This window comes from Psychrosphaera sp., from assembly GCF_982872775.1.
This window is the reverse complement of record NZ_CEYNSH010000021.1, coordinates 1-24,388: the sequence shown is the minus strand read 5'-3', so window position 1 is coordinate 24,388 and position 24,388 is coordinate 1. Positions and strand designations below refer to the sequence as shown.

Below are 24,388 nucleotides of genomic sequence, written 5' to 3'. Positions count from 1 at the left end.
TATTGAATTAACCCCACATTATCACAAAACAAAAGGGGTAGTCATTGCTACCCCTTTGATTACTTTTGTAACTAACGTTATATGATTTTTACGCTAGGTCGACTGCGCTTATGCAATCCCCTAATTCAGTCATGTTAGACTTGCTCAGGATGTTGCGCTTTTTGCTTTTCAAGCGCTTGTGATACCGATTGCGGAGAGCCGGTGTTCTTGGCGATCCAGTAATACGCCATTGGAATCACATACAAGGTGAGGATTGTCGAGAATGCAACACCCGAGAAGATGACCACACCGATGACTTCACGGCTTTCAGCACCCGCACCGGACGCCAGCATTAAAGGTACCGCACTCATGATGGTCGAAAATGTCGTCATAACTATAGGTCTTAAACGCTGTTTTGCTGCAGCGACTAGAGAAGCTTTGAACTCACCACCGCGGTCACGTAATTGATTCGTAAACTCGACAATCAAAATGCCGTTTTTGGCCGCCAAACCTATCAGCATTACCAAGCCTATTTGGCTATAAATGTTTAGACTCAAACCCGCTATTTGTAAGCCCATCAATGCACCGACGGCAGCCAGTGGAACAGCGAGCATGATAACTAACGGATGCACAAAACTTTCAAATTGTGCAGCCAACACTAAATAGGTCACTGCCATCGCCATCAACATAACAAATACAATTGAGCTACCAGACTCTTTGTACAGTGCGGACTGTCCTTTGTAATCTACTTGAACCGCATCTGTTATATTTTCTGCAACCGCTTGGTTTAAGAAATCCAGTGCCTCACCTAGCTTGTAGCCATCAGCCAAGTTTGCTTCGATAGTGATACTGCGCATTCGGTTATAGCGATTTAATGTACCAGCAGTGGCTTGTTCTTTTATTGTCACTAAATTCGACAAAGGAATTAAACGCTGCGTCGTTTTTGAACGAACATACAAGTCGTTAAGTGCAGACGGTGAGGCAAATTGCTCATCAGGCCCTTCTAAAACAACATCATATTCTTGGCCGCGCTCAATGTAAGTTGTCGCTCGTCGCTGACCTAATGTCGCTTCGAGGGTGCGACCTATATCTGCGACCGATACACCTAAATCAGCCGCACGTAGTGTGTCAATTTCAACGAGAAGCTGTGGCAATGTCTCTTTGTAGTCACTGTCTACTCTGAGTAACTTAGGGTTCTTGCGTGCTTCAGCCAAAATAATGTCACGCCACCTTGCTAGATTTTCGTATGTATCACCTTGTAAAACGAACTGCACCGGACGGCCTAAACCGCGACCACCAAGACCACTGCGCATAATGGCAAAGGCTCTAATATCGGCTAACTGGGACATTTCTCGATTGATTTCATTCATCACTTGTCGAGTATCTTTGTTGCGTTCGCCCCATTCTGGCATTCCGATAATGGCTATACCAGCACCGCCACCAAAACCTGGCGTGCGAACGATAACTCGATCGACATCACCACGCTCGTAATATTTTAATAACCTTGCTTCTACTTCATTCATGTTCTCAAGGTTACTATCGTAACTCGCCCCTTCTGCAGCTTGAACAATCATAAAGAAATTACCACGGTCTTCTTGCGGTGCTAATTCTTGTGGGATCAGTTTAAACAAGCCATACGCCAGTGCGACGGCCATGGCCATAATAACAACGAGTCCCAGTCTATTTGATACGGTTTTATCTAACTGACGCTCGTAACCACGTTCTAGTTTGTCAAAACTTGCATCGAGCCACTTACCTACTTTTGAGCTGCGCTCTCTATGTTGTAATATCTTTGAACAAAGCATTGGCGATAGTGTTAATGCCGTGAAACTCGAAAAAACAACGGCAGCCGCCACGGCTATGGCAAACTCGACGAACAATCGTCCTACGTTGCCTTCTAAAAATACCAATGGAATAAATACCGCCACCAGCACCAATGTCGTTGCAATAACGGCAAAACCGACTTCGCGTGCACCTCGATAAGCAGCTAGCAATGGCGGCTCACCTTCTTCCATTCGACGATATATATTTTCAAGCACTACGATGGAGTCATCAACCACCAAACCGATGGCTAAGACCAGTGCTAACAAAGTTAATAAGTTGATTGAAAAGCCTAAGATCATTAATACCGTAAAGGTAGACACAAGCGCGACGGGCACAGTTACTGCCGGTACTAATGTCGCTCTGACATTACCTAAAAATAGATAGATGACCAATACGACTAGTATGATGGCAATGAAAAGCGTGTTGTAGACTTCTTCAATCGATTTAGCAATGAATACAGACGAGTCGTATGAGTCTTCAATGCTCGTTCCTTCTGGTAATGATGCTCGGATGCGATCCATCTCTTCACGTGCCGCTTGTACAACGTCAAGTGTATTGGCTTTAGATTGTTTGATAATACCAAGGCCAATCATGTTCTCGCCGTTTCCACGGAAAGTGTTTTCGTCGTCTTGAGCGGTTAACTCGACTTTAGTCACGTCACCTAAACGAACCAAATAACCATCAGTACCACGTCCAACGATCATTTTTTGATATTCTTCCGGTGTCGTGTAGGCTCGAGCAATACGAACATTAAACTCACGATCCGTAGATTTTACTTCCCCCGCTGGTAGCTCCACGTTTTCGCTTCGTAACACACTTTCAATATCTGAAACGGTAATACCACGTGCCGCCATCGCGTCTTTATCGAGCCACACTTTCATTGAGTAATCACGACTACCACCCAAGCGAACTCGAGCGACACCATCAACAACAGCGAAACGGTCAACAATGTAACGTTTTGCGTAATCTGTTAATTCTAGGTTGTCCATGGTTTCTGAGTTCAGTACAAACCAAGCGATAACATCTTCATCATCATTGGCTTTAAAGACCTCTGGTGGTCTAGCTTGATCTGGTAGGTTATTTAACGCTCTTGATACTCGCTCTCGAACATCGTTAGCTGCCGCGTCAATATCAACGTCAGTATTAAACTCTATTGAAATACGCGAACGACCATTACGCGAGCTCGAGTTGATGTTCTTTACACCTGATATCCCTGAGATTCGAGACTCAAGAATTTGAGTAATTTTACTTTCAATGATTTCAGCGGAAGCGCCAGGGTAACTGGTACTGACTGAAACAATTGGCGGGTCAATGTCAGGGTATTGACGTAAAGCCAACATAAAAAATGCGACAACACCAAATGTCACCAACAGCATATTGACTACCGTCGCAAAGACGGGTCGTTTAACAGATAAGTCAGAAAGTAACATGATTAACCCTCCTGCTTATCTTTGTTTTTAGCGTCGCTTGGAGTACTGTTTTTGCTGTCTTCTTTGGTATTACTTTTGAGGATATTCGCTTCTGGTTTCTTTTTACTCGGGTTTGCTTTTTTTGACATACCAGCCAGTTTTACCTTGGCTCCATCACGAATTTTCAATACACCTTTGTGAACGACCTTTTGGCCTTCTTCTAAGCCACTCAAGACTTCGGCTAAACCAGGTTTGCGTTTACCAATCTCAATTTTAGTGCGAGACACCGAATTGTCGCTGTTCAACACATATACAAAGTGCTCGTTATTTACTGGCACAATTGCTGATTCTGGAATAACTAAAGCTTTGTTACTTTCAAACACAATAGCGAGTTGAAGTAGCATACCTGGTCTTAACGCATTTAATTTGTTATCAAATAATGCTCTTACAGTGAACGCACGAGATGTTTGGTCGATACGAGAACCAATCGCGTCGACCTGACCGATAAATGGTTGTTTGAAAGCAATATGGTTGGCTCTAACGGTTTGACCTACTGCAACTTGAGTTAGGTATTTTTCTGGTAGCTGGAATTCAACTTTGATTTTACTGATGTCATCTAACGTTGTGATCACCGTATTCGAGGTAACGAGCTGCCCTGGACTGATTTGTCTCAATCCCAATAACCCAGAAAATGGCGCTTTAATGAACTTCTCTTGAAGGTTAGCCGTCGCGACGTTTCGTCTGGCAACCGTTGCATCAATTAAACTTTGCTGTTGTTCAAGTGCACTTTTTGCTGTGGCACTTTGCTTCTCTAAGTCTTTAAGGCGATTAAGCTGACGACGTTGTTCTTTGAGTGTAGCATCGAGTTCGGCAATAAGCGCTTGTTCTTGATCATGGCGAAGGGTCACCAACAAATCGCCTTTTTTGACACGTTCACCATCATCAAAATGTACATCAATGACGCGAACGGTTTGCTCTGCTTTTAATTCAATTGATTCATTTGCTTGTGCGTTACCTAATGCTGCTACTTCGTCATTGAAGGTTTCGCGACTAACGGTTTTCACTTCGACGAGTGGCGCCCCACCAAAGCGGCCTCCGCGTTGTTGTGTCTCTTCTGGCCAAAATACAAAAGCCAACATGCCGGCTAATAACACGACAATCCATAACACTGGATTCTTTAACATTTAGATTCATCCCATCAACTGTTATCGTCTCAATGACTTCACCATCATTAAAACAGAGTATTTAAAAGTAGCTAACAAATGCAAAAAGCATTGTTACCTATAATAGTTGAATGATACGTAGTTAACCTATTGTTAGACCATGCGGTTTGGCTTGATTTCCTTTGCACTTATCTTGTTGTTTATGACTTCTTTACAGAACTTTACGTAAGCTGTGAATTCTTTACATCAATTATGTGTTAGCAATTAATAATACTCGACTTTTTTGATTTTTCTTGGACGACTATTAATCATGTAAAGGTCGTAAACCAATCGCATGTCTAATTCTAATTCAGTCGCATATGTGTCACCCACAGGGTAACTTTTTACTACTCGAGCCCCTCGAATGACCCCCTCAACACGCGCTTTCATTTTGTCATCTGACGCGACTAAGTTTTGAACGTTTGACTGACCTTTAATCTGATAACCATAGACCTGTTCAGCTAGCTCACGGTAAGCGTCTAACTTTGAGGCACGCATCGCCATTATTTGCTTAATCTCACTATTAGCACTGGTTTGAGCTGAAATTGGCGCATAGCCTATGGCACGAATAATAGGAAATTGCTCTGGCTTTTCATATTCCCAGATCACGTGTTTATCTAACAGTGATGTACAGCCACTGATGAGTAACGCAAATAAAAATACAAACCCTGATTTAAACTTCATAACCTTTACCTTGTAGCAATATGTGACGAGTCTATTGTGGCAAAAATAAATAATAGATTTGCCGCTGATTTATGAGCAAATGCATCAGTTATTGCCATTACCGGACGAAGATCGGCAATAAACACAAATATAACCTCTTAGTTCTGATTGAATACAATATTTAGGCCAACTATCCCTTTTAACTCATTTGGCCTAGATATTGCTTTACCTAAGGTAAAACAAGCAGTGATTGTTCTGATAGTACTACTAAGTGCTAATATTTTGACGGTTAAGAGACTTCGGTGATGAAAACAAGATTGATAGTAACTTACATAACGGCATTGTCTTTAGTTCTGTTCAGTGAATTGTGCTTTGCTGATTGGTACGAAGCAACGGGACAAGCCAAAGTCCGTCATGGAGATGTAAAAAGCGCGAAAAGCCGAGCAGCCCAGGATGCGGTTAAACAAGCCATGTTATTTGCAGGAGCAAACGTAGCCAGTATTCAACAAATCTCAGAAGGTTTGTTAGTCGATGATACATTACAGGTTCATGCTAACGGCGCCATCAATCGTATAGAAGTCGTAGAAGAACACCAACGCGGAGATTTGATTTCTGTCACTATTCGAGCAGACATTTTTCCTGAAGAGCGCGCTTGTTACGCCTCTGAATTCGGAAAAAAGGTCGCCATCACTCAGTTCCCAATTCAACACTGGGAACAAGCCAAAATAGGCTCTATTTACCAGCTTGAAAAAGCGATTCCGAAAAAGATTGTGCAACTGTTTCAGTCAGGTGCAAATACCGTTTACCCGGTTCCTTGGTTTAATAAGAAGCTCAACGTCAATATCGACTTTGAGCAACAAGGCCAAGTTAGATATCAATTGATCAACGCGGTTGCAGAACAAGCGAATACTCAGTTCGTCATGTTTGGTCGTATTAGTGACTTATCCTTTGGCGAGCAAACCAATGACTTTGCTTTTTGGCAAGATGATCAATTTGAACGCTATTTTACAATGGATGTCATTATTGCCAATGCATTGACACACGAAGTCCTGTATCAAAATAAATTTCATGCTTCAGCCGATTGGGAGTTTGACCAACGAGTTCCAGTCCAGGTTAATAGCAGAAAGTTTTGGAACTCTGAGTATGGAACTAGTATCGATCGACTATTGGCAACAATGCGTGACGACATTTTATCTGAGCTAAGTTGCCAACAATTGCAAAGTAAAATACTAGCGGTTAACAACGGTAACCAAATTCAAATCAATATTGGTCGCGGCCAAGGTGTGTTTGTTGGCCAAGAGTACCGTGTCAGCTACCGTGCTGATGTTATTGATGATAGCGGAAACTTACTGACTAATTTTGTGATTAGTCCATACAGAGTAAAAATCACTCAAGTATATGAGAACTCCGCAATTGCCGAATCGTTAGATGCTGACTTCATGAGCAATGTTCAAAATAATGATGTGATTGAATTAAAAGACTGGGCCTCAGAGTGGTAGGGCTTTTCAGCTTACCTATAAAAGGGTAATGAACGGAAAATGAACGGATAGGCGCCCAAAACGGCTAAAGTCCAAAACTACGTTCAATACTTGAATAAAAATAATGTAAAAACTCAGCAAATTTATGAATTGTTACATATCCTTATAAAATCACCTTGCTCAAAATGATACACTAAGTGTACATTTACGGGCTATTTTAAGATTTATTAGGAACAGGATAATGTCTATAGAGCAACTAGCATCAATTGAAGGCCTAGACGTACAGGCCGGAATGGCAAACTGTATGGATGACAGTAACCTCTATATTGAAGTTTTGCGAATGTTTGCTTTACAAGTCGAGCAAGACGCCGCTACTTTAAAACAGCAATTTGAAGCTCAGCAGTGGCAAGAACTAGGAAAAACGGCTCATGGGATTAAGGGCGCTGCATCAAGTGTAGGTGCAACCTTCATTCAAGAATCCGCAGCACTTATTGAACAAGCTGGAAAACGTGGTGACTCAGATACGACGACTCAAACATTCCCAATCTTTATCGAGCAGCTTTTTTCACTTAAATCTCAATTAGATTCTGTATTGTAATTTGCCAATGTTTCGGTATGCGCCTCCGTGCGCACAGACACTGGCTCTAATTCGGATAGAAGACTCAGCGGTACTGTCGACGAAAACCTAGCAGTTTTTTGCGATAACAATGGATTAACTAACCTAATTACCTTTCTGTTTGCAAGGTTGAGTTTCGATTTCAAAAGCTCAACGTCTAAATAATCATTGAATAGTCTCTGAAAGCTTCCATCTCGCTTCGCGATCAATAAGCCCTCTTCAATTCGTTGGGCAAGTTCTGGCTTGGACTTTGAAACAAAAAAGAAAATATACGATGGATAATAAAACAGGAAGTTAGGTTCGACAACAATGTCGGGATCATCCAAGGCTTCCACTTCCACTGGTGCTTCATTGATAGCTCTTGGAAAATAGTCAATACGCTTTTTTCTCAATAGCTCTATTATTGAGTCATAAGCGCTAGTCCCTAGTACTTTGAAATTATTAGCGCTCAATATTTGAAAGTCAGGCCAGTCGTGTCCCTGCCCTGCAACATAGTCTTTAATATCTTTGACGCTCTTCGTTGCACTAAAGAGGTTTGTTTTGGAGTCTAAAATTAAGGAAACGCGATACCCCATCACCCCCTCTAGCAAAGGCACTCGTACGGTTATAGCCTGTAGCTCTCTTTCAATTGAGGTAACGGTCCAGAATACATCAATGGCACCTTGATTGTTCAATTCACGCATGGCACGTTCCTGGACCAGTAACTCGGGGATTTCTTGAAGTTTAACGGGACGGTGTGTCGTTTCTGTTTTTTTTAAAGCGAGTTCTAATAAAGCTGAATAATAAACATGAGAATTATTGTCATTAGGACTGCTTTTGACTATGCGAACAATCTCAGGTGAATTAGTTTGGGACACCTCATTCGCAAATATTGGTGCTGTGAATATTGCCACAACAGTCAGAAACGCCCGCCTAAACTTAAACACAAGTCCTTTTCTCCCACCCAAAAATAAATAAAAAGCCTACTTTAAAAGTAGACTCATTTTTCTCGGTTAGCTAGGCAGAAGTTTATATTATTAGGTTATAACTACATAAGATTTATAAGGATTAAACTCCGTGTGTAGCAATTTGGTACCCAAAACGAATACAAATTGAAGGTTATTTTTCTAATTCGTCAAGATCCATAGCAGAATGTCTCTCAGGTAATTGCTCGTGATCTTCGCCCCAAGTTCGATTAACTTTTCGCCCTCGCTGCACTGCAGGTCGTTCATTTATCTTTTCAGCCCAACGAATTAAGTTTTTGTAACTGCTCACCTCCAAAAACTCAGCGGCGTCGTACAAGCGGCCAAGAGCCAAAGCTCCATACCAAGGCCAAATCGCCATATCGGCAATAGTGTACTCGTCTCCGCACATGTATTTATTGTTGGCTAGGTGTTTGTCCAAAACATCTAATTGGCGCTTGGTTTCCATCGTAAAACGGTCAATTGGGTATTCATACTTTTCTGGTGCGTAAGCATAAAAGTGACCAAAACCACCACCTAAATAGGGGCCGCTACCTACTTGCCAGAACAACCAAGATAAACACTTCGCTCTTCCTGCGGCGTCAGTTGGAATAAACTCACCAAACTTTTCCGCTAAATGAAGCAAGATTGCACCAGACTCAAAAATATTAATTGGTGAAATGCCTTGTTCACTACCCGACTTGTCGACTAAGGCTGGAATTTTTGAATTTGGATTGATATCGACAAAACCACTGCCAAACTGGTCTGCATCACCAATCTTTATAAGAAACGCATCATATTCTGCGCCTACATGACCTTTGGCCAGTAATTCTTCAAACATGATAGTGGCCTTGACGCCATTAGGTGTAGCCATTGAATACAATTGAAATGGATGCTCACCTGTTGGTAACTCGCGTTCAAAACGCGCACCTGAATCTGGACGGTTAATGCTAGCCCACTCGCCACCATTTTCCTGTTCCCATTTCCAAACTTTAGGTGGGGTGTAGCTCGACTCTGCCTTATTTGACATACCTGCTCCTATTGGTTGTTTTTAATTAAATACAGCCGTTATACTTTGCTTCTGATGAACACATAGAACATGAACTACCTTAGTTCGCTTAATACATCAGCAAAGCACACTACTCTTTATTGTGCTTACTCGACCAATATAAAGACCGCAAACAAACAGTTTTTCATTCAATCTCAGCTAATTCATAACGATTTATAATAGAAGAGAGAAGTGTTTCTACTTCCTTTGCACTTTTGTCATAGAACACTAAGCTTCCAAACATACCTGAGTGTCCTTGTGCAATACGACTCTCTATAAACGAGTCAGCGACGGCTTTATCATCAGCAAAACGAAGTAACACAGATGCTTGCCAAACTAGCGCCAAGGACTCGACTAAACGTCGAGCAAAACACTGGTTATTAAGTGTAAGCGCTAATAACTCAGGTATCCTTAGTAAGTAATCATCAAATGATTGGTTGATACCTGATGCCAACTTAATTTCATCCATGAAGGCATTTAGGCCATCCTTGTCTTTATGTAAGATTCTGAGAACATCTAAACACTGGACATTACCAGATCCCTCCCAAATCGCGTTAACGGGTGACTCGGTATACAAACGGGAAAAGACGCTGTCTCCAATTAAACCAACGCCGCCAACACATTCCATCGCCTCTGCTGTATGCGCAGCCGCGCGCTTGCATACCCAATACTTTCCTATTGCTGACGCGACACGAATGAATTCGCTATTTCCTTCTTGTAAACAATGTGCCGAGTGAAAAGCCATGGCCATTGCCGCTTCAGATTCTAATGCCAAGTCGGCTAGGACATTTTGCATCAAGGGTTGTTGTGTTAGTCGTTTACCAAAAGCCTGGCGTTGCATTGAGTGAAATACGGCTTGTTGTGTGGCTTGGTGCATCAACGTGGCAGAGCCCACAATACAATCAAAGCGAGTTAGCCCCACCATTTGAATAATGGTTTTGACGCCTTTGCCTTGCTCGCCTAATCGCCATGCAAACGCACCGCGATACTCAATCTCAGAAGAGGCGTTTGACACATTGCCCTTTTTGTCTTTTAAGCGTTGAATTTCCATCGGGTTTTTCGCACCATCTGGGCGCCAGCGCGGCACAACAAAGCAGCTCAACTGCTCCTGTCCATCTTCATAAGCAAGCGTCAAAAACGCATCACACATAGGTGCAGAGCAAAACCATTTATGACCGATTAGCTCAAATTCATCCACATCCGCAAGAGCGACTTGCTCTTTTTCATCGCGGTATCCTACTTCACCTTTTTTGAGCGGATAAGCCACTGTAGTATTAGCCCTGACGTCACTCCCCCCTTGCTTTTCTGTCATCGCCATACCAATAGTGACAGAACTTTTTTCAAAATAAGGCTTGTTTTCTGGATCGTAGTGATTTGCTAAAACCTTTGGTAGCCATATTTGCGCTAGGCTTTCAGAGCATTGAAATGCGGGGACAGATGCAAAGGTCATAGTAAGTGGACAACCTGAGCCGGGATCCGCTTGGGTGTGAAGACTGGTTAAGGCAGCTCGAATAACGTGCGAGGCATTTTGCCCATCACTCGTACCTTGAACTTGATTATCATTATAAGCGCTGCTGTTAAGCACACTGCGCAGCTTGTTAAAAGGCAGACTGTGATGGCCCACCTTCATTGCCTCGGACATTAAACGATGATAGCTCGGATGATATATGACTTCGTCCGTTCGACGGCCAAATCGATCATGAGAAACAAATTCAGGTTTGTATTTATTCGCATCAAAACCTGCTAGTAATAGCTCCTCACCCACCTGTGCACCATATTCATTCAGCACATCAATGTCGTTTCGACCATAAAAAGCAGAAACATAGTGTTTGAGAATTTTATCTTGTTGATAGGCGTTGTGCCCAATCAAAGGCACTGGCTGATTGAGTACCTGATGAGTTTGACCTTTGTTTGGCTTGAACGACATTAACTTGTCCATGTGTTGTTTTATTATCAAAATAAATATGACACAGTTCGGACCAGTCGCCAAATATGGAATTACAGGTGTAAATTAAACAGGCAAAACACCTGTGCAATTTATTTCGTATGTTTATCCTAAAAACGCAGCTCAAGCAGTATACTTATGCTGCGCTTGTAACAGGTGACTGCCTACCAACAAACAGTCTGCGCAACCATCCGATCTGCGGTACCTGTATAGACAGTATCACAGTTCAAATTTTGGTGCTGTTCGAACCTTTCTATCGTTTCACTATAGGATTCTCCGTATCCTAATCCACCAATTTCAGCTTCAAACTCAATACTTCCATTCGATCCGACGGTGCTATCCCTATTAAGGTCTACAACTAGTACATTCGAGTCTTCGTCGAACTTAATTATCCCTATTACTTTTCCATTGGTATCTTTTAGAAGGTCAAATTTTTCTTTCTCATCGCCAATAAAGCGATCCCAAACATCAGCCCAAGCCATGACTGCATCAGCCCAATCTTTCAAACTTGTTGAAATGTTAGAACCATTTGTTTGCTGACTCCGCCTATTTTGAGAACGACCATTAAAGGTCACTATTTGAGTAGTAAAGCTGCTGCTTGAAGCGGCTAATTTAAAACTCATCTCGATATCAGAAACAATGTTGGATATTTTGGAATTAGTCAACGCTCCGCTACAAGAGTTACAATTAATTATTAGCGAAGAGTGGTACGTTCTAATGGTTTTTGTTTGAGTCTTGACTACAAACGTCTCAAATTCTACATCACCGTGAGAACTAAGGTTTACTTTCGTCTTAATCGTTTCATAATTAAAGCCATGTGCATTACACTGGCTCATATAGGATGAATCGGGCTCCTCAATACACACTCTATTCAGTGTCTCAAAATCGAGAGCATCCCCACCACCAAATCCACTGGCTTGTATTTTAATAGGCAACAAGAGCGTCAACATCAAAATCACTACAAATTTTTTCATATTTTATTCCTTTTCGTTAATAAGTATTCACTGCAACGTCACTGAAGTGAAGTGAAGTGAAGTGAAGTGAAGTGAAGTGAAGTGAAGTGAAGTGAAGTGAAACAGTAGCAGTGCAATTAACGACCGTCAATTGTACAAATTTAATACACACCAATAGTATACGGACGTAACAAAAGCACTAAATTAGTGCTCGGTTGAGTAGTCTATTTCTCAATAAACAATGTCCGCTAAAACATAGAAAATGATAGTTCTGGCTTAGCTATTTACGCGAATCATGAATGAGTAGATTTAAGAGAAGTGGAACAAACCGCGTTCCATAAAAAAAGGGGTTCGAATGAACCCCTTGATTATATCAAAGAATATTGGTGCGGATGGAGGGACTTGAACCCTCACGTGCTTTCGCACACAGCGACCTCAACGCTGCCTGTCTACCAATTCCAGCACATCCGCTAAATTTGTTGTATTAGCCTACTGGAATTTCGTCTTTGCTTTCTGCAGGCTTGTTGTCAACTGGGATGTCTTCTTGAGTTGCAGCCGGAACTGTTTCCGCTGGTACTTCTAGGTTTTCCCATGCATCTTCTTGTTTTTCAGAGTTGGCTGTTTGTGCGCCAATGAAGATACTTAATACAAAAAATAGGGTTGCTAACACGGCTGTTGTTTTAGTTAAGAAGTTACCTGAACCGCTTGAACCAAATAATGTCGCCGATGCACCAGCGCCAAAAGATGCGCCCATATCTGCGCCTTTTCCTTGCTGGATTAAGATCATGCCTACTAGGGCAATTGATACAATTAAATAAACTACAATTAAAATCTCGTACATGCTTTTACCTTAAGCTACTGCGTTTTTGCAAATATTTGTGAACGCCTCCACATCAAGACTGGCACCGCCGATAAGGCCGCCGTCGATGTTTTCCTTGGAGAACAATTCTTCACTATTGTCAGGCTTAACACTGCCGCCATAAAGGATGCGTGTTAAATCTGCTAATTCTTGGCTATAACCGGCTAATATGTTGCGAATTGCAAGGTGAACTTCTTCAGCTTGATCGCTTGTTGCGGTTTTGCCTGTGCCTATCGCCCATACAGGCTCATAAGCAATTACAATGCTGTCTGAATAGTTTGGCAGTACATCAAGAACCGCTTTTACTTGCTCGGTGATCACATTGATAGTTTCACCGGCTTCGCGTTCTTCGTCGGTTTCACCGACACATAAAATAGGAATAAGTCCTGCCGCTAGTGTTGCTAATACTTTTTTAGCAACGGTATCGTTAGACTCGCCAAAAATAGAACGACGCTCAGAGTGTCCAACAATAACATATTGACAGCCTACGTCACGCAACATTCTTCCAGAAATTTCTCCAGTAAATGCGCCCGACTCTTGGACTGCCACTGACTGTGCGCCTTTTTTAACGCCGTCTGTTTCTTCGCCTAGATAAACAAAAGGTGGGCACAACACTGTCTCAACTTTTTCTGCATCAAGGGTTTTGATGCTTGTAACCATTTCTGATAACAGTTGGCGGTCGCCATTTAGTTTCCAGTTAGCTACAACAAGTGGTAATCGAACGGCCATTAACCTCTCCTTCATTTAAGCGGCGAGATATTATCTAACCTCGCCGCATTATACAAGTAATGCTTTGCTTATTCTGCGTAAGCTTTTACTTTGTCGGCTATTTTTTGCGCAACCTGCTTAATTAGCTTTGCGTCTTTGCCTTCAGTCATGACTCGAATAAGTGGCTCAGTGCCAGACTTTCTGATCAATACTCGCCCTTCATCACCTAACTCAACTTCACCGGCTTGAATAGCTAATTTAACTTCATCAACTTCTAACGGGAATTTGTGTTTTGGAACACGAACATTAATCAATTCTTGTGGGAATTTTTGCATACCAGACTTGAGTTCTGACAAGCTCATACCTGTATCAACGATAGCCGCAAGAACCTGTACGGCAGAGACAATACCGTCACCCGTCGGGATGTGGTCTAAGTTAATTACGTGGCCCGAAGACTCACCACCGATTGACCAATTGTTTTCTTTCAACAATTGCATCACGTAACGGTCGCCTACTTTAGCGCGTTTAAATGGAATGCTTAGGTTCTTAAGTGCCACTTCTAAACCAAGGTTTGACATTAATGTGCCAACGACACCGCCATTGAGCTCACCCTTTTTCAGGGCATGACGAGCAATAATAAATACGAGTTCGTCACCATCGACTTCCATGCCCTTCTCATCAACCATGATTAAGCGATCGCCGTCACCATCTAGCGCAATACCAACTTGTGCATCGTGCTGAATAACGGCTTTGCGAAGTGCATCTGTGTGTGTTGCACCACAGTGATCGTTAATGTTTAAACCATTTGGTTCAGCAAAAATGGAGATGACTTCTGCCCCTAACTCTCTGAAAACATTTGGAGCAATGTGATAAGTCGCGCCGTTAGCGCTATCTACTACTATCTTCATGCCTTTTAATGAATCTTGCATGAAGCGGCTCTTACAAAACTCAATATAACGACCAGCCGCATCATTAATGCGGAAGGCTTTACCAAGCTTTTCAGACTCTACGCAAACCATTTCTTGGTCTAACATAGCTTCAATTTCATGTTCGATTTCATCCGGTAACTTTGTACCTTCTGCAGAGAAGAACTTGATACCGTTATCGTAATAAGGATTGTGTGATGCACTGATCACAATACCTGCATCAGCGCGGAAGGTGCGAGTTAAATATGAGATTGCCGGTGTTGGCATTGGGCCCAATAAACCGACATCAACACCGGCTGCGATTAGGCCAGACTCAAGTGCTGTCTCTAACATGTAACCCGAGATACGAGTGTCTTTACCAATTAATACTTTTCTGTTGCCATTACTTGCAAACACCTTACCGGCCGCCCAACCAAGTTTAAGGGCAAATTCTGGGGTAATAGGTGACTGTCCAACTAAACCACGGATCCCATCCGTTCCAAAATACTTCTTACTCATTTCCTACTCCATTTGTCATGGCTTTATAAATTTTAACCGCTTGAGCCGTTTCCTCGACATCATGAACACGCAAAATATTGGCGCCCTTAGTAAGTGCTAACGTAGCGGCTACAACACTGCTGAGCATTCTATCACTTGTTTCTAAATTTAATAAGTTGCCTAGCATAGATTTTCGCGATAATCCTGCCAGAATCGGTAGACCCAATTCACCAAACTTATCTAGGTTTTCGAGTAACTGATAATTATCGCTCAATGTTTTACCAAACCCAAAGCCCGGGTCTAGCCACAGTCGATTTTTATCAATACCGTGTTCTTCACAAACAGCAATTCGATAGTTAAAAAAATCAACAATTTCAGAGACAACATCATCGTACTCTGGCTTATTTTGCATGGTCGCAGGTGTGCCCTTCATGTGCATCAAACAAATAGGTACCTCTGATTTAGCAGCAACCTCTATTGCGCCAGGATTACCTAATGCACAAACATCATTGATAATGTCTATGCCAGCACCTAGTCCCTCTTCCATAACTTCTGCTTTGTTTGTGTCTAACGAAATAATACAGTCAAACTCAGCCTTTAACTTGTTGATGACAGGGATGACTCTTTCAAGTTCTGTTTTGACGTCAACGGCTTGAGCGCCCGGACGGGTAGACTCACCACCAATATCCAAAATATCAGCACCTTGGCTTAGCATTTTTTCAGCTTGTCGAATAGCGCTGTCGAGTTGGTTGTGTTTACCACCATCTGAAAAGGAGTCCGGGGTAACATTTAAGATACCCATTATAAGTGGGCGGTTAGGCAAAATTTGCATGGCTATTCGCTCTTATTATGAAGTCATTCATATTATTAATTTGTTAAGTATTTTAAATACAAAAGGCTCCAATTGGAGCCTTTCATTTTATCTAACAGTCATTATCTGACACTGATTAAGTCAACCGGCTTATAAAACTGGCCCCGAAAGCCAGGTTTTATAATTCAGTAACTGAGTTATTCAGACTTATCGCTGTCATTGCCTTTTTTGGCATTAATGTCAGTAACATTGCTTTCACTTGATGATGCATTGCTCTCACCTTCGTCCACTGAGTCTGCTTTCGCGTCGTCATTCGATTCTGCTGGTTGCGCTTTTGCTTTGTCGCTCCAACCTGCAGGTTCACGAACCGGCTTGCGTTCCATTAAGTCATCGATTTGTTTTGCATCAATGGTTTCGTACTTCATCAATGCATCTTTCATCGCGTGTAAGATATCCATGTTCTCTTCAAGGATCTTCTTTGCACGATCGTAGTTGCGGTCGATAACAGAACGAACTTCTTGGTCAATTAAACGAGCAGTCTCATCAGAGAAACTCTTATGCTTTGACGCGCTGCGACCTAAGAATACTTCACCTTCTTCTTCGGCGTATAACAATGGACCAAGCTTTTCAGAAAGACCCCATTGCGTCACCATCTTATTCGCAATGTCAGTCGCACGTTCAATATCGTTAGACGCACCCGTTGATACTTTTTCATCACCGTAAATAATCTGCTCAGCCAAACGACCACCGTACAAGCTTGAAATGTTGCTTTCTAGATGTTGTTTTGAATGACTAAATCTGTCTTTTTCAGGTAAGTACATGGTCACACCTAACGCTCGGCCACGTGGAATAATACTTACTTTATAAACTGGATCGTGCTCTGGGACTAGACGACCAACAATAGCGTGACCCGCCTCGTGGTATGCCGTCATTTCTTTCTCGGCATCATCCATCACCATGGTCTTGCGTTCCGCACCCATCATGATCTTATCTTTAGCTTGTTCAAAGTCGATCATATCAACTAAGCGCTTGTTACCACGCGCCGCAAATAGAGCAGCTTCGTTCACTAGGTTTGCTAAATCAGCACCAGAGAATCCTGGTGTACCGCGAGCGATAACCGCTGCATCAACATCATTAGAGACAGGAACTTTACGCATATGAACATTAAGAATTTGTTCACGGCCACGAACATCCGGCAGACCAACCACAACTTGACGGTCAAAACGACCAGGACGCAATAATGCAGGGTCTAGAACATCTGGACGGTTAGTTGCGGCAATAACGATAATACCTTCATTACCTTCAAAACCATCCATCTCAACAAGCATTTGGTTAAGTGTTTGTTCACGCTCATCATGACCACCACCTAAACCTGCGCCACGTTGACGACCTACAGCATCGATTTCATCGATAAAGATAATACACGGTGCAGACTTCTTGGCTTGGTCAAACATATCACGAACACGCGATGCACCAACACCAACAAACATTTCAACGAAATCAGAACCTGAGATAGCAAAGAATGGTACTTTTGCTTCACCAGCTACGGCCTTTGCGAGTAGAGTTTTACCTGTACCAGGTTGGCCAACCATAAGTACGCCTTTTGGAATTTTACCGCCAAGCTTTTGGAACTTAGATGGGTCCTTTAAGTAGTCAACTAACTCTTGAACTTCTTCTTTAGCTTCATCACAACCCGCAACGTCTTTGAATGTCGTTTTGATTTGGTCTTCGCCCATTAAGCGCGCTTTGCTTTTACCGAATGACATGGCACCTTTACCGCCACCGCCTTGCATCTGACGCATGAAGAAAATCCATACACCGATAAGCAATAACATCGGGAACCAAGAAATAAGAATAGACGCAAGCAGTGATGGCTCTTCAGGTGGAACGCCCACAATTCTTACGTCATTTTCAATTAAGTCATTCAGCAAGTCTTTGTCATAGGCAGTTGGAATAAAAGTTTCAAACTTTTCGCCGTTGCGCTTGATGCCTCTAATTTGGCGATCGTTAATTTTGACTTCGCTAACTTGACCTTGACGCACTTCATTTATGAATTGCGTGTAGTTCGCGCTACCGTTACCTGCTTCATCTGTTGTGATCGTGTTGAAAACCGACATTAATGCGACGGCGACCATCAACCAGATAATTAAATTTTTAACCATATCACTCAAAGGAATAACCTCTTCCTGTTATTAATTAATTTAAGGTTACTATAGTTTGTAACCTGTAGCTACTAGATAGACTTCACGAGAACGAGCACGTGATGAATCAGGCTTGCGAATCTTGACTGTTGTAAACGCATTTCGTACGTCCTTTACAAATTGGTCAAATCCTTCACCTTGGAATACCTTTACCGCAAACTTGCCATTTTTTCCTAGAACTTGGTGACACATATCAAGTGCCAGCTCAACCAAATACATTGAGCCAGACTGATCAATCGCATCGTTACCGCTTAGATTAGGAGCCATATCAGACATTACTAAATCGACAGTATTGCCACCTATACGATCTAAAAGTGCATTTAGCACACTTTCTTCTCTAAAATCACCTTGTAGAAAATCGACGCCAACTATCGGATCCATGGGTAAAATATCACAAGCGATGATAGTTCCCTTATCCCCGAGTTGTTCGCTGGCATATTGTGACCACCCACCTGGAGCAGCACCCAAGTCAACGACTGTATCTCCAGGCTTCATTAATTTATCTTTCTTTTGCAGCTCTTCTATTTTGAAGTAAGCACGCGAACGCAAGCCACGCTTGTTGGCTTCTTTTACGTATTTATCGTTAACGTGTTCTTCTAGCCATCTTTTGCTGCTGGCTGAACGTTTATCTTTTGCCATAAATTCGTATATAAATTGGTAATACACTCAAGGTGGGGTAGAATATCGTTAATTCAAGTAATTATCATTGTTAAATTTGAGACTAGATGAAATTAACTAACAAACAAATCCAATTTTTACGCGGTGAAGCTCATTCGCTTAAACCAGTTGTACAATTAGGCGCCAACGGATTCACTGAAGGTGTCTTGGCCGAAATTGAAAACGCACTGAGTATTCACGAACTTATTAAAGTTAAAATCCCTGCTGAAGATCGCGAAGAACTTGTCCTATACGTAGACGCTATCGTTAGAGAATCTAAAGCAACAAAGGTTCAGTTAATTGGCAAAACTCTTGTTTTGTATAAGCAATCAAAAGAACCTAAAATCGAACTTCCAAAAGCTCGATAATATTTTAGCTATCAGATAGTGCTTAGCTATCAAATAGTACTTAAAATATGAAAGCAGGCCTTGCCTGCTTTTTTTGTATCTATTGCCCTTAATCACTGCTTCCCTTGGTATCTCTATGTATCTCTAGGTAACATGCCTGCTGTTTTATAGGGGTTTTTGCTCATGGCGCGGCCTTTTCCTTTTATTCATTCTAACTGGGTATTCTAAAAATTAGGAAAACCCACATGAACAAAAAATTAATAGCAATTTCAATCGCAGCGTTGACTACCCTCAATGCCAATGCTGACGCAATTCTAGGCTCAAAATTACAATCCATGTTGCCAGAAATGGAACAACCAGCAAAAGTCATCGTGACGACTCATGACTTTAGTCAGGTAAAGAATGTACTAGGTGAATTGAGTGTCCCTTATCTATCAATGACTACCCTACCTATGGCTGGCGCAACATTAAGTAAAGAGCAAATTGTTCTTTTGTCTCAGGACGACCGTGTAAAAAGCATCTATTACGACGCGCCACTTGAGTATTACAACTTTACATCAGGCCAAATTACAGGTGGTCACTACATACATGATGTCGAAGGTATTACGGGTAAAAATACCGTTATAGCTGTTTTAGACTCAGGCGTAGATGGCACTCATCCTGACTTGCAGTTAGGCGAAAAACTACTACAAAACACTAAAGTCGCGGGAGACTTAGACTTCACCGGCGGTAAGAATCTATTCCTTGAAGGCGTCCCAAATACAGACACTAGCTCTGGTCATGGAACACATGTTGCTGGTACAGTCGCAGGCTCTGGTGAAGCGTCTCGCAACGACTCCCGTCGTGAATTCGCCCATGCGGGTGTTGCACCTGACGCCAAAATGGTCGGTATTGGTGCCGGTGAAGGGTTGTCGATTTTATTTTCTGTCGGAGCTTTTGACTATGCACTTGCTAATGCAGAACGGTATGGTATTGACGTAATCACCAACAGCTGGGGTGGCGGAGATGGTAGTAACTTTGATCCGAATAACCCGATAAACCAAGCTTCTTACACCGCTTATAAACGCGGTATTACCGTCACATTTGCGGCATCTAACAGCGGTCCAGCTGATAATACTCTAAATCAATACGCTATTGCCCCTTGGGTTATTAATGTTGCAGCCGGTACAGCTGACAAAGGCCTTGCGGATTTTTCAAGTCGAGGTGTCGCTGGTGACTGGATTAAAACCCCAGATATAACTGCACCAGGAAGCGGTATTATCTCAGCTCGCGCGATAAACACACCACTCGGTGCTGCTGGTCCGGTAATAGATGTAAACAACCCTGGATATTATCAAAACTATGTCCGTATGAGCGGTACATCTATGGCAACTCCATTTGTTGCCGGTGTGATTGGTTTAATGCTGGAAGCGAATCCTGATTTGTCACCAGACCAACTAGAATCAATACTAAAAGATACCGCCGAAACAATGCCGGGATTCGAACCTCACCAAGTAGGCGCAGGTTATATCGATGTTAAAGCTGCCGTTGAACTAGCAAAGGTCACTGTCGGCAATCGCGCAGAGTTCGAAGCTGGCGATACCGACTGGTCAAGCCAAGGTGTTTGGTTAAATAGTGATGAGACGAATCCAAATATTAATTACACCAACCGTTGGAAAAATGCTTCTAACTCACTTGCATCAGATGGTGTTTTAAAGAAAACCAAAAGAAAAGGAGCAGAAGCCTCTTTTGACTTTATTGGTGATAGCGTGAAAATTAACTATCTAGCTACTACTCAAAACGGCCACGCTGAAGTTATTGTAAATGGCAGGAGCCACGGTTATATCGACTTTTTTGCCCCTGAGGCAACGATGAAAGCCTTTGCGGTTCGTGATTTAGATGACACTAGTATTCATTCTTTAACTATTAAGCACATAAACGGTGTAATTAATTTTGATGGCGTTGAAATGGATGGTGAAATCGTAGAGCCAGGTTCTCGAATCGTAAACAGTGAACGAACATTAAAAGGTAATATCGGCCCTTCTGTAGAAAACGTTCAAGTGAAAGATCACAAGATTTTAGTAAACGAGGAATCCGTATTAGTAAATGCAGTTCTATCTTGGCAAGGGGTTGCTGACTTGGACTTTGAATTACTGAATGACGCAGGTGAAGTAGTAGCAAGTAGCGCGACATTAGAGAACCCTGAAGAAATCACTTATCGTCCAAGTGAAGCTGGGTTCTACACATTAAGAATCAAAGGATACGCTTCTGTGCTAACCAACTACAATGTTGAGGTCACAACATCAGATCGAGTGATTAACTAAAATAAAAACTCATCATTTAGAAAGCAGTACCGCGGTACTGCTTTTTTTATACTTGTTAAAGCTTAAACCTTTTTTTATGGACTATATTTTAAACATACAGGTTTTAATGGGTGACTTATGCCATTAGGGTTTATCAAAAAAGAAGACGAACAGGTAATTACTGGCCACTGGACGATACTGATTGTAGATGACGAACCTGACATCCACTCAATCACACAAATGGCTCTAAAGCGCTTCACGTTTGAAGGTAAAAAGCTAAAATTCCTCAATGCTTACAGTAGCGCCGAAGCTAGGAAAGTAGTTGAGTCTAACGATGACATAGCCATCATATTTCTCGATGTTGTTATGGAGTCTGACGACGCAGGGTTACAGTTTGCCAAGTGGCTTCGCAATGAACATAAAAATGATTTTGTACGAGTCATTTTGCGAACAGGTCAGCCTGGGCAAGCGCCAGAAGAAAAAGTCATTATGGATTATGACATTAATGACTATAAACAAAAAACAGAACTTGATAGAAAGCGCCTTTTTACCACGGTTGTGTCCGCTTTAAGAGGATACAGAGATATTCTAAAAATCGAAGAGTCTCGACATCACGAACACGAGTTTAGAGTCGGGCTCAAAAAAGTCATAGAAGCAACAACCAATGTAATGGAGGAAAAAAGCTTAAAGGCATACTTCGAAGGGTTACTTCAACAAATTTTATCAATACTGCGATTAGAACAACAAGGAGCCCTATTAAAAGTAATTAATGGCGGAGGCACTATTTTTGATAAAGATGACTACGAAGTTATTACTCAAGTTGGAACAGATTTAACTAAAAGCCTAGATAACAACATAAAGAAGCTACTCAATACTGCAATAGAACTTAAAGAGTCTGTATTTGAAGATGACACTTTTATTGCCTACTTACCATCTGAATCAAAACAAGAAAGTCTGATATACCTCAAGGGTGTGGACATCGATAATATTCAAGAGTTAGACATTCAACTCTTACATATGTTCTGTCGAAGTGCTGGTATAGCATTTGATAACTTAATTCTTAATTCACAGATCCTGGAAACTCAATCAGAAATTATAAATCGTCTAGGCAACGCGGTGGAATCTCGTTCTAAAGAATCAGGAAATCACATTAAACGTATGTCAGCGTTTTCTGGGATTATCGCTAGGAAACTTGGCTTAAGCAAGCTTGAATGCGACATTCTAGAGCTTGCCACGCCTATGCACGACGTTGGAAAAATAGCGACTCCGGACAATATATTGTTGAAACCTGGCCGACTTGATAGTGAAGAGTTTGAAGTGATGAAACAACACGCAGAATTAGGTCACGACATCCTCAGCGGGTCACAGTTACCTATTATAAAAGCTGCGGCAATTATCGCTCACCAGCACCACGAAAAATATGACGGTACTGGCTACCCTCAGGGGTTAAAAGGAGACGAAATACATATTTACTCCCGAATTGTTGCGGTTGCCGATGTCTTTGACGCTCTACTTCACAAAAGGTGTTATAAACCCGCGTGGAAGATAGACGACGTTATTGAATTAATAACTGAACAAAGAGGAAAACACTTCGATCCAGAAGTCGTTGATGCAACTTTAAGCTGTATAGACGAACTTATCGTTGCCAAAAACCAATTTAAAGATAGTGAAGGTGAATAACTTGTTTCAATCAAAAGACACTCACCAAGCCAAGTCAGAAAAAGATGTAATCAATGCCCTTTTATCTATTTCAAAGCTCGTAATCTCAGACCTAAAGCTTGTCGACCTCTTTAGTGAAATACATCAAATAATCAATAACGTTGTTACTGTTAAAAATATAGCCATAGCACAAGTCGATATAGAAAACGATGAAATGTATTTAAGCTATTTTGTTGATGAAAAAGACGGCTCTGTGTATCAGGGGAAGTCTATAAAGATTGGCAATGGCTTATCGTCCTATGCACTCAAGCACCCACAACCAATAAATTTAAATAAAACAGATATATTAAAACTTCAAGAAAACGGAACCATAGACCAAATACTAGGAACAATGTGTACCAGTTGGGTAGGTGTGCCCATTTTGTATGAAGAAGAGATATTAGGTTTAGTCATCGTTCAAAGTTATGACGAATCGTTCATCTATGATGCTCGAGATGTAGAAGTTTTGACTTTTGTTGGCGCCAGTATTAGTAATGTGTTTAAACAAAAACAAATAGCAGAAGAAGAAAAACGGTTAAAAGACGAGTTAATTCAAAAAGAAAAGATGGCCTCATTAGGGGGATTAGTCGCCGGCGTAGCTCATGAGATCAATACACCTCTTGGCGTATGTGTTACGGGGATCAGTAACTTACTCAATGAACATGACAAGTTTCTAGTTTCTGTAGAAGCACAAAATGTAACTGAATCGCAATTCAATGAATTTATTGAAGATGTGGGCGAAACCTGTGAGATCGTAAAAAGCAACGTAGAACGGGCTGCAAAGCTTATTTCTAGTTTCAAACAAATAGCCGTTGATCAATCTTCTGAAACGAATCGAGATGTGAACATTTTAGGGTATCTCAACGAAATAGTGACTTCCCTCAATCCAATGGTTAAAAAGACCCAACACGATATCGAAATCAACTGTGCCCCGGACCTTGTGCTAAATACTAAAGCGGGGGCATTATCACAACTTTTCACAAACCTTATTACTAATTCAATAATCCATGGTTTTGAAGAAATAACAAAAGGAAGGATTTTGATTAACGTAGAACAAAATACCAAACAAACCACATTTAGCTACACTGATAATGGTAAAGGAATGAGTGCAGAACACACTACTAAATTCTTTGAACCGTTTTTCACCACAAAAAGAAATAGCGGAGGTAGCGGTTTAGGCGGGCACATTATTTACAATATCGTGACTTCATTAGGCGGTAGTGTGAAGTTAAGAAGTGAACTTGGCCAAGGTATTAAGATAACGTTTACAATTCCAAATCAACTTTAGAAATCAAAACCAATAAATCGCAGGCAATAAAAAACCCCTCGCAGTTTCCTGCAAGGGGTTGTTTTATTTGGAGCCT

Annotated in this window: 19 protein-coding genes and 1 tRNA gene; 6 read left to right on the top strand and 14 right to left on the bottom strand. The window is 41.7% G+C overall.

Translation table 11 applies throughout. The features are described from left to right. Nucleotides 1–134: 134 nt before the first annotated feature. From AC4E96_RS07970 to AC4E96_RS07960, 3 genes are all read right to left on the bottom strand, one after another. A complete protein-coding gene (locus AC4E96_RS07970; RefSeq protein ID WP_490255438.1) occupies nucleotides 135–3,233 on the bottom strand; it encodes an efflux RND transporter permease subunit in 3,099 nt (1,032 codons plus the stop codon). 2 nt (nucleotides 3,234–3,235) lie between these two features. After that, complete coding sequence (locus AC4E96_RS07965) at nucleotides 3,236–4,396, bottom strand: efflux RND transporter periplasmic adaptor subunit (protein WP_490255437.1); 1,161 nt, start codon at nucleotides 4,394–4,396, stop codon at nucleotides 3,236–3,238. A gap of 243 nt (nucleotides 4,397–4,639) precedes the next feature. Continuing rightward, nucleotides 4,640–5,098 (bottom strand): LPP20 family lipoprotein, encoded by a 459-nt coding sequence (locus AC4E96_RS07960; RefSeq protein ID WP_488033634.1) that lies wholly within the window; start codon nucleotides 5,096–5,098, stop codon nucleotides 4,640–4,642. Nucleotides 5,099–5,382: 284 nt separating this feature from the next. On the opposite strand from AC4E96_RS07960, the gene AC4E96_RS07955 reads away from it, so the two are divergent. Beyond that, entirely contained in the window at nucleotides 5,383–6,576 is a 1,194-nt protein-coding gene (locus AC4E96_RS07955; RefSeq protein ID WP_490255436.1) for a flagellar assembly protein T N-terminal domain-containing protein, read from the top strand. Between the two features lie 220 nt (nucleotides 6,577–6,796). After that, entirely contained in the window at nucleotides 6,797–7,153 is a 357-nt protein-coding gene (locus tag AC4E96_RS07950; RefSeq protein ID WP_488033636.1) for an Hpt domain-containing protein, read from the top strand. Here the strand turns inward: AC4E96_RS07950 and AC4E96_RS07945 are convergent. From AC4E96_RS07945 to rlmE, 11 genes are all read right to left on the bottom strand, one after another. After that, a complete protein-coding gene (locus AC4E96_RS07945) occupies nucleotides 7,132–8,064 on the bottom strand; it encodes a hypothetical protein (protein ID WP_490255435.1) in 933 nt (310 codons plus the stop codon). The genes AC4E96_RS07950 and AC4E96_RS07945 overlap by 22 nt on opposite strands. Before the next feature lie 205 nt (nucleotides 8,065–8,269). Then, nucleotides 8,270–9,142 carry a glutathione-dependent disulfide-bond oxidoreductase gene (yghU, locus tag AC4E96_RS07940; protein ID WP_490255434.1) on the bottom strand — a complete coding sequence of 291 codons (873 nt, stop codon included), beginning with the start codon at nucleotides 9,140–9,142 and terminating at the stop codon, nucleotides 8,270–8,272. A 163-nt stretch (nucleotides 9,143–9,305) separates the two neighbouring features. Then, complete coding sequence (locus AC4E96_RS07935) at nucleotides 9,306–11,087, bottom strand: acyl-CoA dehydrogenase family protein (protein WP_490255433.1); 1,782 nt, start codon at nucleotides 11,085–11,087, stop codon at nucleotides 9,306–9,308. Nucleotides 11,088–11,269: 182 nt separating this feature from the next. After that, the gene (locus AC4E96_RS07930; protein WP_490255432.1) at nucleotides 11,270–12,079 is read right to left on the bottom strand and encodes a hypothetical protein; all 810 of its coding nucleotides are present in this window, start codon (nucleotides 12,077–12,079) and stop codon (nucleotides 11,270–11,272) included. Nucleotides 12,080–12,442: 363 nt separating this feature from the next. Then, nucleotides 12,443–12,529: transfer RNA gene (locus AC4E96_RS07925), tRNA-Leu, on the bottom strand. 13 nt (nucleotides 12,530–12,542) lie between these two features. Next, the gene (secG, locus tag AC4E96_RS07920; protein ID WP_488034115.1) at nucleotides 12,543–12,899 is read right to left on the bottom strand and encodes a preprotein translocase subunit SecG; all 357 of its coding nucleotides are present in this window, start codon (nucleotides 12,897–12,899) and stop codon (nucleotides 12,543–12,545) included. Nucleotides 12,900–12,908: 9 nt separating this feature from the next. Continuing rightward, on the bottom strand, nucleotides 12,909–13,646 hold the full coding sequence (gene tpiA / locus AC4E96_RS07915) for a triose-phosphate isomerase (RefSeq protein WP_488034116.1): 738 nt from the start codon (nucleotides 13,644–13,646) through the stop codon (nucleotides 12,909–12,911). A gap of 68 nt (nucleotides 13,647–13,714) precedes the next feature. Continuing rightward, nucleotides 13,715–15,049 (bottom strand): phosphoglucosamine mutase, encoded by a 1,335-nt coding sequence (gene glmM / locus AC4E96_RS07910; RefSeq protein WP_488034117.1) that lies wholly within the window; start codon nucleotides 15,047–15,049, stop codon nucleotides 13,715–13,717. Next, nucleotides 15,042–15,860, bottom strand: coding sequence for a dihydropteroate synthase (gene folP / locus AC4E96_RS07905; RefSeq protein WP_488034118.1), 819 nt, complete (start codon nucleotides 15,858–15,860; stop codon nucleotides 15,042–15,044). The genes glmM and folP overlap by 8 nt, the downstream gene beginning before the upstream one ends. Before the next feature lie 176 nt (nucleotides 15,861–16,036). After that, the gene (gene ftsH / locus AC4E96_RS07900; RefSeq protein WP_490255431.1) at nucleotides 16,037–18,001 is read right to left on the bottom strand and encodes an ATP-dependent zinc metalloprotease FtsH; all 1,965 of its coding nucleotides are present in this window, start codon (nucleotides 17,999–18,001) and stop codon (nucleotides 16,037–16,039) included. A 48-nt stretch (nucleotides 18,002–18,049) separates the two neighbouring features. Continuing rightward, nucleotides 18,050–18,679: a 23S rRNA (uridine(2552)-2'-O)-methyltransferase RlmE gene (gene rlmE, locus AC4E96_RS07895; RefSeq protein WP_488034120.1), complete on the bottom strand. Its 630-nt coding sequence runs from the start codon at nucleotides 18,677–18,679 to the stop codon at nucleotides 18,050–18,052. 86 nt (nucleotides 18,680–18,765) lie between these two features. Here rlmE and yhbY point away from each other — a divergent pair, with 86 nt between their 5' ends. The 4 genes from yhbY to AC4E96_RS07875 all read left to right on the top strand — a co-directional run bounded on the left by yhbY (nucleotide 18,766) and on the right by AC4E96_RS07875 (nucleotide 24,312). Beyond that, nucleotides 18,766–19,065 carry a ribosome assembly RNA-binding protein YhbY gene (yhbY, locus tag AC4E96_RS07890; protein WP_488034121.1) on the top strand — a complete coding sequence of 100 codons (300 nt, stop codon included), beginning with the start codon at nucleotides 18,766–18,768 and terminating at the stop codon, nucleotides 19,063–19,065. Between the two features lie 224 nt (nucleotides 19,066–19,289). Beyond that, a complete protein-coding gene (locus tag AC4E96_RS07885; RefSeq protein WP_490255430.1) occupies nucleotides 19,290–21,347 on the top strand; it encodes a S8 family serine peptidase in 2,058 nt (685 codons plus the stop codon). 117 nt (nucleotides 21,348–21,464) lie between these two features. Further along, nucleotides 21,465–23,006, top strand: a complete 1,542-nt coding sequence (locus tag AC4E96_RS07880; protein ID WP_490255429.1) for an HD domain-containing phosphohydrolase — start codon at nucleotides 21,465–21,467, stop codon at nucleotides 23,004–23,006. A gap of 1 nt (nucleotide 23,007) precedes the next feature. Then, nucleotides 23,008–24,312: a GAF domain-containing sensor histidine kinase gene (locus AC4E96_RS07875; protein WP_490255428.1), complete on the top strand. Its 1,305-nt coding sequence runs from the start codon at nucleotides 23,008–23,010 to the stop codon at nucleotides 24,310–24,312. The last annotated feature ends 76 nt before the right edge of the window (nucleotides 24,313–24,388 follow it).

Coding starts and splice junctions, on each gene's coding strand:
- AC4E96_RS07970 (WP_490255438.1), bottom strand. CDS start 3,233: ATGTTACTTTCTGACTTATCTGTTAAACGACCCGTCTTTGCGACGGTA.
- AC4E96_RS07965 (WP_490255437.1), bottom strand. CDS start 4,396: ATGTTAAAGAATCCAGTGTTATGGATTGTCGTGTTATTAGCCGGCATG.
- AC4E96_RS07960 (WP_488033634.1), bottom strand. CDS start 5,098: ATGAAGTTTAAATCAGGGTTTGTATTTTTATTTGCGTTACTCATCAGT.
- AC4E96_RS07955 (WP_490255436.1), top strand. CDS start 5,383: ATGAAAACAAGATTGATAGTAACTTACATAACGGCATTGTCTTTAGTT.
- AC4E96_RS07950 (WP_488033636.1), top strand. CDS start 6,797: ATGTCTATAGAGCAACTAGCATCAATTGAAGGCCTAGACGTACAGGCC.
- yghU (WP_490255434.1), bottom strand. CDS start 9,142: ATGTCAAATAAGGCAGAGTCGAGCTACACCCCACCTAAAGTTTGGAAA.
- AC4E96_RS07935 (WP_490255433.1), bottom strand. CDS start 11,087: ATGTCGTTCAAGCCAAACAAAGGTCAAACTCATCAGGTACTCAATCAG.
- AC4E96_RS07930 (WP_490255432.1), bottom strand. CDS start 12,079: ATGAAAAAATTTGTAGTGATTTTGATGTTGACGCTCTTGTTGCCTATT.
- secG (WP_488034115.1), bottom strand. CDS start 12,899: ATGTACGAGATTTTAATTGTAGTTTATTTAATTGTATCAATTGCCCTA.
- tpiA (WP_488034116.1), bottom strand. CDS start 13,646: ATGGCCGTTCGATTACCACTTGTTGTAGCTAACTGGAAACTAAATGGC.
- glmM (WP_488034117.1), bottom strand. CDS start 15,049: ATGAGTAAGAAGTATTTTGGAACGGATGGGATCCGTGGTTTAGTTGGA.
- folP (WP_488034118.1), bottom strand. CDS start 15,860: ATGCAAATTTTGCCTAACCGCCCACTTATAATGGGTATCTTAAATGTT.
- ftsH (WP_490255431.1), bottom strand. CDS start 18,001: ATGGTTAAAAATTTAATTATCTGGTTGATGGTCGCCGTCGCATTAATG.
- rlmE (WP_488034120.1), bottom strand. CDS start 18,679: ATGGCAAAAGATAAACGTTCAGCCAGCAGCAAAAGATGGCTAGAAGAA.
- yhbY (WP_488034121.1), top strand. CDS start 18,766: ATGAAATTAACTAACAAACAAATCCAATTTTTACGCGGTGAAGCTCAT.
- AC4E96_RS07885 (WP_490255430.1), top strand. CDS start 19,290: ATGAACAAAAAATTAATAGCAATTTCAATCGCAGCGTTGACTACCCTC.
- AC4E96_RS07880 (WP_490255429.1), top strand. CDS start 21,465: ATGCCATTAGGGTTTATCAAAAAAGAAGACGAACAGGTAATTACTGGC.